At 45.4% G+C, this 14,794-nt stretch carries 12 protein-coding genes and 1 pseudogene; 1 reads left to right on the forward strand and 12 read right to left on the reverse strand.

Annotation, left to right across the window (positions count from 1 at the left end; genetic code table 11):
• Positions 1-2: 2 nt before the first annotated feature.
• The 7 genes from KH703_RS04890 to KH703_RS04920 all read right to left on the reverse strand — a co-directional run bounded on the left by KH703_RS04890 (position 3) and on the right by KH703_RS04920 (position 5,805).
• A complete protein-coding gene (locus tag KH703_RS04890) occupies positions 3-485 on the reverse strand; it encodes a hypothetical protein (RefSeq protein WP_304294637.1) in 483 nt (160 codons plus the stop codon).
• Positions 486-930: 445 nt separating this feature from the next.
• The gene (locus KH703_RS04895) at positions 931-1,617 is read right to left on the reverse strand and encodes a 1-acyl-sn-glycerol-3-phosphate acyltransferase (RefSeq protein WP_297962494.1); all 687 of its coding nucleotides are present in this window, start codon (positions 1,615-1,617) and stop codon (positions 931-933) included.
• Complete coding sequence (locus KH703_RS04900; protein ID WP_304294639.1) at positions 1,598-2,890, reverse strand: SH3 domain-containing protein; 1,293 nt, start codon at positions 2,888-2,890, stop codon at positions 1,598-1,600. Before KH703_RS04900 ends, KH703_RS04895 begins: the two co-directional genes overlap by 20 nt.
• Positions 2,884-3,549, reverse strand: coding sequence for a phosphoribosylformylglycinamidine synthase I (purQ, locus tag KH703_RS04905; RefSeq protein ID WP_304294640.1), 666 nt, complete (start codon positions 3,547-3,549; stop codon positions 2,884-2,886). Before purQ ends, KH703_RS04900 begins: the two co-directional genes overlap by 7 nt.
• The gene (gene purS, locus KH703_RS04910) at positions 3,546-3,782 is read right to left on the reverse strand and encodes a phosphoribosylformylglycinamidine synthase subunit PurS (RefSeq protein WP_005869081.1); all 237 of its coding nucleotides are present in this window, start codon (positions 3,780-3,782) and stop codon (positions 3,546-3,548) included. Before purS ends, purQ begins: the two co-directional genes overlap by 4 nt.
• A 3-nt stretch (positions 3,783-3,785) precedes the next feature.
• The gene (gene purC, locus KH703_RS04915) at positions 3,786-4,505 is read right to left on the reverse strand and encodes a phosphoribosylaminoimidazolesuccinocarboxamide synthase (protein ID WP_297882374.1); all 720 of its coding nucleotides are present in this window, start codon (positions 4,503-4,505) and stop codon (positions 3,786-3,788) included.
• Between the two features lie 10 nt (positions 4,506-4,515).
• Positions 4,516-5,805 carry a S41 family peptidase gene (locus KH703_RS04920; RefSeq protein WP_304294723.1) on the reverse strand — a complete coding sequence of 430 codons (1,290 nt, stop codon included), beginning with the start codon at positions 5,803-5,805 and terminating at the stop codon, positions 4,516-4,518.
• 216 nt (positions 5,806-6,021) lie between these two features.
• Between KH703_RS04920 and KH703_RS04925 the strand changes: the two genes are divergently transcribed.
• Positions 6,022-8,631: an ATP-dependent Clp protease ATP-binding subunit gene (locus KH703_RS04925; RefSeq protein WP_304294642.1), complete on the forward strand. Its 2,610-nt coding sequence runs from the start codon at positions 6,022-6,024 to the stop codon at positions 8,629-8,631.
• A 1,576-nt stretch (positions 8,632-10,207) separates the two neighbouring features.
• Here KH703_RS04925 and KH703_RS04930 read toward each other — a convergent pair.
• The 5 genes and pseudogenes from KH703_RS04930 to KH703_RS10055 form a co-directional block, all read right to left on the reverse strand.
• Complete coding sequence (locus tag KH703_RS04930) at positions 10,208-10,834, reverse strand: hypothetical protein (protein WP_304294644.1); 627 nt, start codon at positions 10,832-10,834, stop codon at positions 10,208-10,210.
• Positions 10,835-11,047: 213 nt separating this feature from the next.
• A complete protein-coding gene (gene mrdA, locus KH703_RS04935) occupies positions 11,048-12,868 on the reverse strand; it encodes a penicillin-binding protein 2 (RefSeq protein ID WP_304294646.1) in 1,821 nt (606 codons plus the stop codon).
• Complete coding sequence (locus KH703_RS04940; RefSeq protein ID WP_297880117.1) at positions 12,865-13,353, reverse strand: hypothetical protein; 489 nt, start codon at positions 13,351-13,353, stop codon at positions 12,865-12,867. Before KH703_RS04940 ends, mrdA begins: the two co-directional genes overlap by 4 nt.
• Entirely contained in the window at positions 13,320-14,117 is a 798-nt protein-coding gene (locus KH703_RS04945; protein ID WP_369692727.1) for a GNAT family N-acetyltransferase, read from the reverse strand. Before KH703_RS04945 ends, KH703_RS04940 begins: the two co-directional genes overlap by 34 nt.
• A 112-nt stretch (positions 14,118-14,229) precedes the next feature.
• Positions 14,230-14,595: pseudogene (locus KH703_RS10055) on the reverse strand (YihA family ribosome biogenesis GTP-binding protein); the annotation flags it as partial.
• Positions 14,596-14,794 lie beyond the last annotated feature (199 nt).

The raw sequence follows: 14,794 nt of genomic DNA on the forward strand, positions 1-14,794 counted from the left end.
CTTTAAATTTTTGATATAAAAGTTACTTGAATATTTTCTCTGGGGATAGAATCTATTATAGCCCCTCTTTTAAACTCATTTAAAATTTCTTTTAAAATATCCACAATCTCGTGTTTCGGTATATCCCCGATATCGCTTCTTATGGATTCTAACTCATATATTATTCTAAATGGATTATCCGTAACTTTTTTACCAGTATTTTCGTTGTTTATATCTCTTAAATCGATCTCTATATCTTTACCTTTATAGTGCAAAAGCCATATATCTTCACCGCTAAATTCCATATCTCTAGGATCTCCGATAGTGATACTGCGCACTGAAAAAAGCCAAATACCTCTTTCTCGATCTATGCACCAGCTTCTTGAATTTAAACTTGCGCAACTAAGCTCACCTTGATGATACTTTTCACATATCTCATTGCTCGGTTTTAGTAAATCATATTTCTTTATATCCTCTTCTGAAATACGTTCTGTAACAAACGCCATTCTCTCCTCCTTAATAATTTAAAATTTTAGATCGCTTGCGGGTTGCCGCCCCGTCGTCTTTTACTCTTGCGACAAATAGTTTAGCCATTTGCACAAATGGCTAAATATACGCTAAATTTTATCTTGCCGCGCCGCGCAAATTTTAAAATTTTGCTTTTATACAGGCGCTGTTTTCTTGCGGGTCTCCCGCCGATAACTCGCCGCCTGTAGTTTAAATGAAATTTTAAAATTCCACTACCTAAACGCACGGATAAAATTTTAAAATTTCGCCGTCCGCGCGCACGAACGAAATTTTAAAATTCCACGCCGCTTAACACGAGCGGACGAAATTTTATAAAATTTTGCCGCCGCAAATCAAAGCGCAAATGAATGCGCTGGCGCACAGAAATCGCGCGAATTAGTAAAAGTCGCGTTTGAATTTCATCGGTAAATTTATAAATTCCGCCTACGCTTCGGCGGTTTCGTTTTCGTCGATTACGGCTTGCATCGCCTCTCTGGCGTGCTGCAGCCAATCTTTATCGCTCGTGTCGAGCAGGTCTAGGTAGATGATTTTGACGTGTCCGCTGTGGACGGTGAAATCGTGGGAGTTTGCGATGTGCTGCGTGCCGATGAGTACCACCGGCTGGACGCGCAGGCCGAGCTTGCTAACGATCGCTTTAGCACCGCTTTGGAATTGCAAAAGCTGCGTGCCGCGATGTCTGGTGCCCTCGGGAAACATCGTGATGACGCGCCCTTCGCTCACGCGCTGCTGCACTTCGTGCACGATCCGCACCAGATCGCGCGGATTTGAGCGATCGACCTGGATCATCTTCGGAAGAGTGATGATTTTGCCGATGATAGGGATGTCTGCGATCTCCTTTTTAGCGATCCAGCAGATATCGGCGGGATGAGTCTCTTCAAGCACGACGATATCCATTATGCTTTGGTGGTTGGCGATTACTAACTGCGCGCGCGGATCGGGAGTGCCTATGATCTGGATATCGTATCCGACGCCGTAGCGCTGGAAGCGCCCCCAAATGCGGCGGAAGCGGCGATGAGAGGAGTTTTTCACCGCCATGGCGATCACGACGCAAACGACGGTAAAAATAAACCAAATCGCGTAAAATAACGCTCTAATCCTTGCTAAGCTCATCTTTTTTAACCCAGCCGATCTTGTTGCCGCCCAGCATAATTTTATAAAATTCCTTATTAGTGCCTAAAATTTCAACCTTTTCGGGATTTTTAGTCACGTAAAACACGGTGGAGCTTTGCATAGGCAGAATTCTAACCGGAGAATTTTGCGCGATACTGCCCGTGCCGTAAGGCTTTTGCGCATAGAAATTTACTGCCAAAATCAGCACAGCAAAGATGAGCGGCGTGATATTTTTGCTAAGTAGAAACATCACCAAAAGTACGGCAGCTAGCGTGTAGATCGCGATCTGCTTATAGGCTTCGAACTTGCTCTCTTTCGGATTTAGACCGATCTGCGTGCTAAGATCCTCAGCGCGCGGATTAAGCTCAAGACCGAAATTTTCAAATTTTTTAGTATTAAGATTGAAATAGCTGAAGTCTAAATTTGTGATATTTTTATCCACGACGGCAAAATAATATCCGCTCTGGCTCGCGTATGTGCCGCGTACTGAGTCCACCCCCTGCTTGATAATGGCTGGATTATCGATACTAAAAGCGCTGATTGCGCCGTTTCGGATACCAAGATCGAGCGTGAGTAAATTCGATGCGTCGTCAAATTTGGTAGTTTTGTAGTTTTTAAGTTTCAGCTCGTCGGCTACGATATGCGAAAAATTAGGCTTCGTATCAAGCTTCATAAATTCCGGATTATCAGGCTTGATGGAGCTTTTTTCAAAGAATTCTCCGTTGCGCTGCAAGGTCAAAACGAACTCATTGATCTTGTCGCTCTTATCACTTGCTGCAAACCACAGCGTCGTCTCAAACATCTCGTCGCCCTCAATCCACGTAAGATTATCGGCATTAAGCCACTTCATACCATTGGTGCGGCTGATCTCTAGCTTTGGCTTAACGGTGATTTTCTGCCCCAAATACACGGCGAAATCAATCTTAAAAATTTGATTGCAATACACCTTCCTAGGCATCCCGCTAGCTTTTAGCGTAAGCTCCTTAGGCTTAATGTCCTGATAGACCTTATCGTCGGATACGTCCAGATCGACTTCGTTAGTAGGCGCCAAAGCCTTAAGATCATCGATGCTTAGATTATCCATCGACATAACCTCTTTTTTATTATACTTCAGCATCACCTTGGAATTATCGCGCGTCTGCGGCTCGTCGGGCTTATCCTCAGCTTTTTTCGGCGCATATTTACTTAGATCGTCAAGCGAATCGATCTCAATCTCCGGCGCAGCAAACGCAAGCGTGCAGACACCTAAAATAGTAAGAATTCTTTTTAGCAAATTAAGCCTTTTAGCATTTTCTCTCCGTCCGTACCGCCCAAAATAGGCTCTATCGCGCGCTCAGGATGCGGCATCAGTCCGAAAATCTTTTTGTTTTTATCGCAAATCCCGGCAATTGCGTCCACTGAGCCGTTCGGATTTAGATCCGCGCCATTTTCGTCGCAATATTTTAGCAGCACGCAATCCTCGTCGTATAGCGACTTTAGTGTATCCACAGGCGCATAGTAGTTGCCCTCGCCATGCGCGATCGGGATATTTAGAATTTCGCCCTTATCGCAACAGTGCAGAAATTTATTGTCGTTTGAAACGACGCGCAAATTGTGAAATTTTGAGATAAAGCTTAAATTTATATTTTTATTCATCGCGCCTGCGAGCAAGCCTAGCTCCAAAAGCATCTGAAAGCCGTTGCAGATACCCAAAATATAGCCGCCCTTTCGCGCGTGATCAAGCACCGCTTGCATTACGGGGCTAAATTTAGCAATCGCCGCGGTTCGCAAATAATCCCCGTAGCTAAAACCGCCAGGAAGCACGATCAGATCGGCATTTATGGCGGTTTCTTTATGCCAGATTATCTGCGTTTCACAACCCAGTGCGTCAAAGGCGTATTTGCTGTCGCGCTCGCAGTTGGTGCCTGGGAAATTGACGATCGCTACCTTCATATCACGATCTCGTAGTCTTCGATGACGGTGTTTGCCAAAATTTCATCGCACATTCTAGCGACGTCGGCGTAAATTTTATCCCTATCCTCGCCATCTAGCTCAAGGACGATCTGCTTGGCTACACGCACATCTCGCACGCCGCTAAATCCAAGCGAAGCGAGGGCGTGCAAAACCGCCTTGCCCTGCGGATCTAGCACGCCCTGCTTAAGCCTTACGTTTACGATTACCTTCATCGCTTATCCTAAAATTCTACGCAAGACCTCTTCGTAGGCCACTTTTACGCTACCAAGATCCTGTCTAAATACGTCCTTATCGAGCTTTTTGTCGGTCTGTTTGTCCCAAAAGCGGCAGCTATCGGGGCTGATCTCATCTGCAAGTAGGATATTTCCGTCCTTATCCCTGCCAAGCTCGATTTTGAAATCCACGAGCTTTAAATTTCGCTCGTCGAAAAATTTAATCAAAATTTCATTGATCTTGCGCGCGATCTTTTTGAGCTCGTCAAGCTCGCTTTGGCTCTTTACGGCGCCAAGCAACAAGCAATGCTCGTCGTTTAGGATCGGATCGCCCAGCTCGTCGTCTTTATAACAAAACTCCACCAGCGTAAACGGAAGCTTCGTGCCCTCTTTGATGCCCAAACGCTTTGTAAGCGAGCCGGTGGCGATATTACGAGCGATAATCTCAAGAGGGAAAATCTTGCATTTTTTTACGAGCTGCTCGGTCGGACTGATCGTCTCAACAAGCGCGGTGGCGATGCCATGCTTTTTAAGCAGATCAAAAATCAGCGTCGAAATTTTACAATTCAGCGCGCCTTTGCCACTCTCTTCGGCCTTTTTGACGCCGTTGAATGCCGTCAGCGAATCTTTAAATTCCGAGATCAAAAGGTCGTCACTTTCGTTAACCGACCACATCTTTTTGCCCTTGCCTTCGTAGATGAGCTCTTTTTTGGTAGCTTGCATCACACTCTCCTTACTTGATGTTTAGAATTTTTATCGCGTCTATTGCGGTTTTTAACTGGATGTCGTTATTAATCTGCTCTGCAGTAATGAAATTTTTCTCATCCTTTTTCTGAGCATCTTTTTTCTTGGTCTCGACCTTGGCTAACTCGCCTTGCAGGTGCTTTTTAAGATCAGCTTCTTTTAGCGAAAATTCATCCTCGTCGCGGCTCGGCACCTTGCCCGGCGCCACTATGAGATCGGGTGTCACGCCCACCGCTTGGATGGTGCGACCGCTTGAGAGATAGTATCGCGCTATGGTTAGTCGCAAGGCTTCTTTATCCTCGATCGGTAGGATCACCTGCACGCTTCCCTTACCAAAAGTTTTTTCACCAACCAACACGGCGCGCTTTAGATCCTGAAGCGAGCCGCTTACGATCTCGCTTGCGCTTGCGCTACCGCCATTGACCAAAACCACAAGCGGTAGGTCGGTGATCTTCTTTTTAGGATCGGCGTTATGCGCCTCAGTCTCGTTTTTCGCGCGCCCTTTTTGAGAGACGATAAGCCCTTTGCCGACGAATAAATTTACGAGCCCGATCGCTTGATCCAAAAGCCCGCCCGGATTGTTTCGCAGATCCAAAATAATGCCTTTGGCGTCTTTATGTTCTTTTATAAATTTGCTCGCATCCGGAACTACGTGCTGATCGAAATTCGTAACGCGTAGATATAAAATTTTATCTTCCTCGATCATCTTGGCGTAAACCGATTCCACTTTGATTATGTCTCGGATGATCTCGACGTCGAAAGGCTTGCTAACACCCTTGCGCACGATCGTTAGAGTGATTTTAGTTTTCGGCTTGCCGCGCATTTTTGAGACCGCATCGTCGATCGTGATGCCGAAGGTCGCATTGCCGTCGATACGCAAGATCACGTCGTTAGCCTGAATGCCCTTTTTATCTGCCGGCGTACCCTCGATAGGCGAGATGACGGTCAGGGCGCCGTCTTTCATACCCACTTGAATTCCAAGCCCGCCGAACTCGCCCTCGGTCTGGACTTTAGTATCGTTAAACGCCTTTTCGTCCATGTAGCTTGAGTGCGCGTCGAGGTTATTCATAAGCCCCGAAATCGTCTTATCCACAAGCTCCGAGAAGCTCATCTCATCGACATAATTGTTTTCGACGATCGCAAGCGTTTTAGTAAGCTTGGCTAGCGCCTCCAGACGCGTTTTTTCGCTGTCTAGCTTTTTGGTCGCATTGACCTCTCTGGCTTGTAAATTTCCGGTAAAAAAACTAACGCCTAAAAATAGAGAAAATATGAATCCCAAGCCGAAGAAGAGGTGTTTTTGTCGCAAAGTTTATCCTTGAAAGTAAAATGGAGTGAATTTTATAGAAAATTGGCTAAAAATAAGGTAAATTTCATACGAAATTTACGCGTTTACGGATAAATTTAAGCCGAAAATTTTAAAATCTCACTAAAAAACCTTGACATAAAGACACTAAAGTTATATAATGCAACCAACTTCAACTTTAGGAGAAAATTTATGAACGAAACTATTGAAATTTTAACCGATAAAATGCGCTCTTTGCTCGAAAGCAGCGTTTCTTTGGCGATCCATTCCAAAAATAGCGAAGTGGGCGTATTGCACATGCTCTGGGCTTTGGTAGCCGACAGCGGCTCTGTGCTAAATCAAATTTTTAATAAATTTAGTATCGAAAAGACCGCGGTCGAGCTTGAGATCAAAAGCGAAATTTCAAATTTGCCTACGAGCTCAAACGTCACGAAGGAAAACGTGCGAATCTCGCGCGAGCTGATGAACTCGCTAGAGGTCGCAAAAGGGCTGATGACAAGCTCGGGCGATAAATTTATCGCCGTAGATACCTGGCTGATTGCAAATTTAAACGCAGATCCGCTAAAGAAAATTCTGTCTAAATTTGCAGATCTTAGCGAGATCAAAAAGGAGCTAGAGGCGCTTCGCGGTGGCAAAAGTATCGATTCGCAAACCGCTGACGAGACGCTTGAGGCGCTTAGTAAATTCGGCGTCGATCTCACCGCCAAGGCAATCGCGGGCGAGCTCGATCCGGTCATCGGCCGCGACGAGGTGATCTCGCGAATGATGCAAATTTTAATCCGCAAGACGAAAAACAACCCTATCCTGCTCGGCGAGCCGGGCGTAGGAAAAACCGCGGTCGTCGAGGGTCTTGCGCAGCTGATCGCCAAAAAAGAGGTCCCGCTTAGCCTGCAAAACAAACGCGTCATCGCGCTTGATATGAGTGCGTTGATTGCGGGCGCGAAGTACCGCGGCGAGTTTGAAGATAGGCTCAAAGCCGTCATAAACGAGGTCGTAAAAGCCGCGAACGTCGTGCTTTTCATCGATGAAATTCACACTATCGTAGGCGCGGGCGCAAGCGAAGGCTCGATGGATGCCGCAAACATCCTAAAGCCCGCTCTTGCGCGCGGCGAACTGCACGCGATCGGCGCTACGACGCTGAAAGAGTACCGAAAGTATTTTGAAAAAGACGCCGCGCTTCAGCGCCGCTTCCAGCCCGTGACGGTCGCGGAGCCTAGCGTGAGCGAGGCTACGGCGATCCTGCGCGGTATAAAGGAGCGGCTAGAGGTGCATCACAACGTCACCATCACCGATAGCGCGCTTGTGGCGGCTGCAAGGCTAAGCGACCGCTACATCAGCGATAGATTTCTGCCGGATAAGGCGATCGATCTCATTGACGAAGCGGCGGCGGAGCTTAAAATGCAGATCGAAAGCGAACCCAACGAGCTTGCCAAGGCTAAGCGCGACATCCTCACGCTTCAGGTCGAGAAGGAGGCCCTTAAGATGGAGGATGACGGCAAAAACGACGAGCGGCTTGCGCAGATCGACAAAGAAATCGAAAATTTAACCGAGCAGAAAAACGCGCTTCAGGCTAAATTTGAAAACGAAAAGTCCGTATTCGGCGGCATCAGCGAGGAGAAAAAAGCGATCGATAGCCTTAAAAACGAAGCTAGCCTAGCAAGACGCAACGGCGATCTTAGCAAGGCTGCCGAGATCGAATACGGCAAGATCCCCGCCGCGCAGGCGAAGGTCAAGGAGCTTGAGGCGAAGTGGGACGCGATGAAAGAAAACGGCGTGCTTTTGCGAAACCGCGTGGACGAGGAGAGTGTGGCTGAAATTTTAAGCAAATGGACGGGCATATCGGTAAGCAAAATGCTCTCCTCCGAAAAGGAGAAATTCCTTCACATCGAGGAGCACTTAAAGCAAAGCGTCGTGGGACAGGACGAGGCGCTGCACGCCATCGCTCGCGCCGTCAAGCGCAACAAAGCAGGTCTCGTGAACGAAAATCGCCCGATCGGAAGCTTTTTGTTTTTGGGTCCTACCGGCGTCGGCAAGACCGAGAGCGCGAAAAGCTTAGCGAGGTTTTTATTCGACGACGAGCGGGCGATGATCCGATTTGATATGAGCGAGTATATGGAAAAACACAGCGTCAGCCGCCTGCTCGGCGCGCCTCCTGGATACGTGGGCTACGATGAGGGCGGACAGCTTACCGAAGCTGTGCGCAGAAAGCCCTACTCGGTGCTGCTTTTTGATGAGATCGAAAAGGCGCACAAGGACGTTTTTAACATCCTGCTAGGAATTTTAGACGACGGGCGCGCGACCGACAACAAGGGCGTTACGGTCGATTTTAAAAACACGATCATCATCCTAACGAGCAATATCGGCTCGGCTAAGATTATGGAGCTTGACGCCAAAAATGCGGACAAGCCGCGCGAGGTCGCGCTTGCCGAGCGAGAGGAGGCGGTAAAGAGCGAGCTGAAGAATTATTTCAAGCCCGAATTTATCAACCGCTTGGACGATATCGTGATTTTCAATGCCCTAAGCGAGGACGATCTTATAAAAATCGTGGGCATTATGTTTAAGAGCCTGCAAAAAACGCTCGCAAACCGCGGCATTAGCGCGAACTTAAGCGAAGACGCCAAAAAGCTCATCGCCTCGGCGGGCTTTGATATCGAATACGGCGCAAGGCCGCTACGAAGGGCGCTTTACGACCTGGTGGAGGATAAGATCGCCGATATGATCCTAAGCGACGAGATCAAAACCGGCGATCGGATCGAAATCGGCGCGCACGGCGGCGAGATCGAGATAAAGAGGGTGAAGTAAAATTCAGCGGAATTTATCCTGCGGGGTGAATTCCGCGCTGGTGGAGTAAATTTAGCGAGGTAAATCTAATACTTTATTAATTAATATAAATTGAGCGGGTAATCTATCCCCTTGGGAATTGAAACGAAATCAGCGACGGCGAAAGCAAGGAGTGGGAACGGGTAATCTATCCCATTAGGAATTGAAATAGCAAATTCATCTCGCTTGCCGGAAGCGTATCGTAGTAGAATTTCATCCCGTTGGGAATTGAAACTCCAAGACCGACGTAGCGGGATATGTAGAGCTAAGTAGAATTCCATCCCGTTGGGAATTGAAACAGAAATGGGCGTAAGGCTTAATCTTTTCGGCTTTGCGTAGAATTCCATCCCGTTGGGAATTAAAATGCCCTATTTAAAATTTCATTTTTCTCTCTTTCATAGTAGCATTCTATAGAATTTAAGAATTTACCGAGCCGAATTCTGCCCGATAAAATTTTTACCGAATAAAATTCTGGGCTTTAAATTTTAAAATTTATTGAGTGTAATTCCGCATTTCAGAGCTTAGAATTTTAAATTTAAGAAGCAGGAGCTTTGAGCTGCGAGGTTTAGAAACACAAGGATTTTAGATTATAAAATTTAAGAAAGCAGGCATGATTAAAATTTTAAAATTCGAAGTCAATGATCGAAATTCCAAACTGCGCAACTTGAAATTTCAAATCTGAAGCAGAGACAAATTTTAAGATCATTTCAAATTTGCCCCTTTTAAATTTACATATCTCGAGCTCTATTCATAAAATTTTACGTATTAATTTACGCAAAATTTAGCCGAAAAAAATGGTCCCATAAACTTATCCGCATTAAATTTTATCGCTTCTTTTTAGAATAAAAATCACCGCAGACGCGATTATTAGCGATGATAAAGCGCTTATCATCATTATATTAAAATTAAAATTTGAGCGATCAAACAGATGACCCAATAAGGTCAAATCGGCTTTTGCTAGGATTATCACGGCTAGCGAATAAGCATAAAATAAACTTATAAAAAATGCAGATGCGCCGGATATTTTATCTAGCAGAATAAAAGCCTTTATTTTGGAAAATACAAAGCAGCAGATGATTAAAGGCAAAATTACCGTCGCGCAAAATAGATACAATACCATAGCGCCGAAAATATCGCTTTCGCTATCGCTTGCTTCTTCGTGCCGCGTTAGTTCAAAAGCTTTCATAACGATAGAAAGCGGATTCGCGATATCGTAACCGCTATACTCCGCCAAAAAAACCGCGTCTATGCTGGCAAATATAACGCCCAAGCAGTCTACAGTAAAAAAGAGGAGGGCGATCCGGAATAAAATTCTCACTCCTTTTAGCTCAAAACATTTTTTAATGAACTCTTTTATCGCCCTACTCCCCAATTCATAGCTTTTAAGATCAATTTGGCTTTTATATCGCATTTCATTTCGGCACTTTTAAAAACACCTTGTCGTAATTTATCATCAAAATTTAAGCCCTTCGCTGCCATCGTCTATATTGCCCGTTGCAATCGTAAGCTAAAATTTCATTCTACTTATCTACCTAATTTGATACCGTTAAAATTAGAATTATTTTTTATCCTTATCAAAAAATTTTGAATTGTAGTTAGTTAAAGATATCATCAAGGTTCGCTTATTAAAAGGAACTTTGCCGAATCTATCAACAAGTAATTTATTCTGTTTTACTGATATCATAGTACCGTTATCATCAAAAATATAGTATTTTTTTATCCCTAAGAAATTTAAGCATTGAAAGATAATTATAAATATAAAGTTTATGACGATAGCCATTGCAAGATTTGTTATATACGCAATTTTATCCATTAAAGTTTTACTATCAAGTTTTGCAGTTTCTCCAAAACATGGAAAGTATGAATACGTTATCTTTGTATGCTCCGTAAGCTGGATTTTTAGTACCTTTAAATTCCCTGCAAAATCCACATAGTCACATTCTATTATTTTCTCAAAAATTCTAATTTGTAAGTCATTTACTAGCATGCTTTTCAGCATTGCAAAATCTCCAAAAATCGTTTTAATAAATATAAATACGCAAAGCGCTAGCTCGCCTTTTCTCAAAATACTATTAAAGAAACTTTCGATGGGAAAAATAGATCTAATGGCAAATACTAATGCGAATATCAAGAAAAAAATTCCTACTGTTAATCTACTTTTTAGCAAATAGTCGTTTTTTATCACTATCGGTTCTTTGTCGTAATCTCGCATAGAATTTCCCCATTTTTATAAAAAGATATTTTGGCGTATTTTACCGCCTTATTCTTATGGTGCATTTAAAATTTAAAATCGCTTTGCCCTACCAATTTTATGGTATTTTGCCGCTCTAAATTTTAAAATTTCAAGTTCGCGAAGGACGAGTAGAATTTTAAAATTTTATAATTTTAAAATCCCATCTTACTTCGTCTTCTTTGCGCTGTCTTTGATAGTCGTTGCATTAGCATCGATGTAGCCCATATGGGCGAGTTTCTCGTAGATTTGCATTATCACGGGACCTGCCGCACTTCCGCCTCCGCCGCCGTGTTCTACTAGCACGGTTACGGCGTATTGCGGCTTGTCGTAAGGACCAAAGCTCGTCATCCAGGCGTGCGAGCGGTGGAAGTAGTCCATATCGGCCTCTTTCATTCGCTTTTTGGTGGTCTGCGAGATGCCCACGACCTGCGCGGTGCCAGTCTTGACCGCTAGAGGCACTACTGCGGTATGGATGAGCTTGTAGGCGGTGCCTCCGTCTGGGTTGTTGCCGACCTCATACATACCGCGTCGTACGAGGGGCAGCTGAGCCTTTTCTTTCGGCGTGAAAAGCTCGGTAGGGGCAAATTCTACCGGCTTGCCGTCGATGCTTTTTAAAAAATGCGGAGTGATAGCCTTGCCTGAGGCGATCTGCGCGGTGTTTTTAGCCACCTGCATAGGGGTGACGAGCACGTCGCCTTGACCGATCGAGGCATTGACCGTCTCGCCCTGATACCACGCGCGCTTAAATTTCTGCATTTTCCAGGCCTTATTAGGCATCGTGCCTACAAACTCATTGGGTAGATCGACGCCCGTTTTGCTACCGAAACCCAGACGCTGCAGATACGCGGACATATAGTCGATCCCCACCAGCAGCGAGCCTTCGTAAAAATACACGTCGCAGCTGCCTTTAATCGCCTCTACTAAGCTCACGCGGCCGTGACCCCAGCTCTTCCAGCAGCGAAATTTTCGCCCTCCAAGCTCTATCGCGCCACTGCAAAACACGCTCCAGTTTTCATTGATCTTGCCGCTGTTTAAAAAGCTCATCCCTACAGCCATCTTGATGACCGAGCCCGGCGGATAGAGGCCGTTTACGAGCTTATTCGTAAACGGATGGCGCGGATCTTTTATCAGCTCGTCCCACTGCGCCTGCGAAATTCCGCCCACGAAGGTGTTTAGATCGTACTCTGGGAAGCTGCCCGCCGCGATAATAGCGCCGTCGCGCAGATCCATCACGATCGCTACGCCGTCTTTATCTTTAAAAATTTCCTCGAGGTATTTTTGCAGCTCAAGATCGATGGTAAGCGAAATTTCGCTGCTGCTGGGCTCTTGCATCGAGATCTCCTCTACGACCTGATTTAGCGCCGTAACCTTCGTCTTGCGCTCGCCCTTGCTGCCCTGCAAAAGCTCGTTATAATACCCCTCGACGCCGCTTCTGCCGTTGTATCCGGTAAGCGCGCTTAGGGGGTTACTTTGGATATCCTTTTTATTGGCGCGGCCTACGTAGCCGATGATGTGCGAGGCAAGCGCGCCGTAAGGATAGAAGCGCTGCGAAGCGGGCGAAATTTTAATATTTTCGTGCAGGCTCAAGCTCGCAAAATGTTCTATCGTGACATTGTAGTCCAAAAACGGCACGACTTCGATGAAGTCTTGATTATAAGCGGAATTCGCGTCCTTGTAGCTCTTGCTCATCGCGGTGATGTTGAGATCTTTGAAGTAGCGCGAGATATTATTCAGCTCGCTTTGCAGCGCGGCGTCTTTTAGATGCGGCGCGATCGATAGAGAAAAGCCGAGATTGTTTATCGCGAGCGGGCGGCCTTTGGCGTCTAAAATTTGACCGCGCACCGGCGGGATGTATTCGGTGGATATGACGTTGTTTTTAGCGACCTGCTCGTAGAATTCGTTCGATTTGATCGAAAGATAATAGATTCTCACCAAAAGCATGGTAAAAAATAGTATCACAAATACGAATACGAACTTCAGCCTCATACCAATCGCCCCTTAAAGAAGAGCAGAGCAAGCAAAATTTCAATCACGATGTAATTTAAATACTCGCCGCTTAGAGGCAGATACTCGCTCTTTTTGATTGCCGAGATCGCGTTGCTCACCACAAAGACCAACACATAGCTAATCATCACGTAAAAGCAGATCAAAAAATTTCTAAATTTAATATATTTAAATGAGTTTTCATAGACCACGAAATAAAATATACAATACGCGATAGCCACGCTAAATAGGTTAAATCCGTGGATCTGCTCGGCGCAAAATAGATAAAAAATAGAGAAAAACCAGGTAAAGCCGAACTTTTTAAATTTCACGTCGTTTTCATATTTTTGCACCACCATCGCCGTGAAAAAAAATCCGATCAGCGGCGGCAGTCCCCTATACACCGCACTTAGAAGCAGGTAGAAAAGAACCCCCGCGCTAAAAAGCGTGTCCGCTATAAGGTATAGATAAGTGCGATTTCGTTGCATACCGGAAACTTTTTGCATTTAATACAATCGGCCCAAATTTTTTGCGCGGGCAGCTCGTCCTTTGGGATTTCGATAAAACCGAGGCGCCCAAAAAATTCCTTTTGATAGGTGAGCGTAAATACGCTTTTCAGCCCATAAAATTTCGCTTCGTCGAGCAGCTCGTTTACGATAGCTCTGGCAATGCCGCGCCTGCGAAACTGCGGAGCGACGATGAGTGAGCGCACCTCGGCAAGATCAGCGTTAAAAATTTTAAGCGAAGCAAAGCCCGCCAAAATTTCCGCATTTTTTGCGGACTGCGATTCGCAAAGCCGCGAATGTTCGGTTCTATAGATGCCCGCTTCTTGCGTATATTCGCTCCGTAAAATTTGCTCTTTGCCCGCTTGCGCGCGGCCCGCCCCGAATACGACTTGCGCTTCGCTTTGCGGCGTAGCTCGTTGCGACGCAAAATTACTCGCGACATTTTCGGCGGAATTTTGGGCAGGATTTTTAGTAAAATTTGCGGCGGAGCTTTGGATTAAATTTAAATCGGCATTGCGCGCTAAATTTAAATCGGAATTCATGGCTGAATTTAAATCGGAATTTTCTTTAGAATCAAAACTTGTATCCGCCTTAGAATCGCAGCCGAACGCCAGCACGTATGAGCGGATATTCGCCGCAATCTCATCGCTTTCAAGCGGCAAGATCACGCCGTTTTGCACCTCCTCTTTTACGAGCTCCTGCATACGCGAAATGTCGCAAAGGCGCGCTTTTTTTAGCCGTATCATCTAAAATTTTCCCTAATCTTGGCGCAATTTTTGCGGTGCATTTTATATCCGCTAAATTTAATTATTTTGAAATTCTGCGCCGCGAAATTTCGCGTATTTAAATTTAGAAATTTCATAATCCAAACGCCCCGCGCACGATTATTTCGCGCGCTTTTGCAAGCCCGCTGCCCTTTAGCGCCGAGACCAAAATCGCCTGCGGATCGTGCTTCAAAAGCTTTGCGCGCTCGCTTTGATTGAGCTTGTCGGCTTTGGTATAGAGCCTCACGATCTTTTGATCGCCGCGCAAAAAACTGGCGAGATAGTTTTGCAAATTTTTATCTATTTCAAGATCAAACTGCCTCGCGTCTATGAGATGGACGAAAAGCTTGATATTTAGACGTTCCTTGATGAACTCGTCGAGATTTTTCTGCCAGATATAATGCAGTTTTTTAGAAACTTTAGCGTACCCGAACCCGGGCAGATCCACGAAGATCAAAGAGATATTTTCCCCCAAGCTCGCAAGATCCGAAAAAGCGGGGTTGCCCGCTAAATTTAGCGCGGATCTGCCTGTAAAATTTAATTCGGAGCTTTGTGCGGAATTTGACGCGAGACCTGCCGTAAGATCCGCCTCGCGATCCGATCTAAAATCCGCCGAAGCGCTTTTTAAATTTAAAATAGAGTCCTGCTTTAAATTTCGC

Source organism: Campylobacter gracilis, assembly GCF_018374135.1.
Taxonomy (GTDB): Bacteria; Campylobacterota; Campylobacteria; order Campylobacterales; family Campylobacteraceae; genus Campylobacter_B; species Campylobacter_B gracilis_A.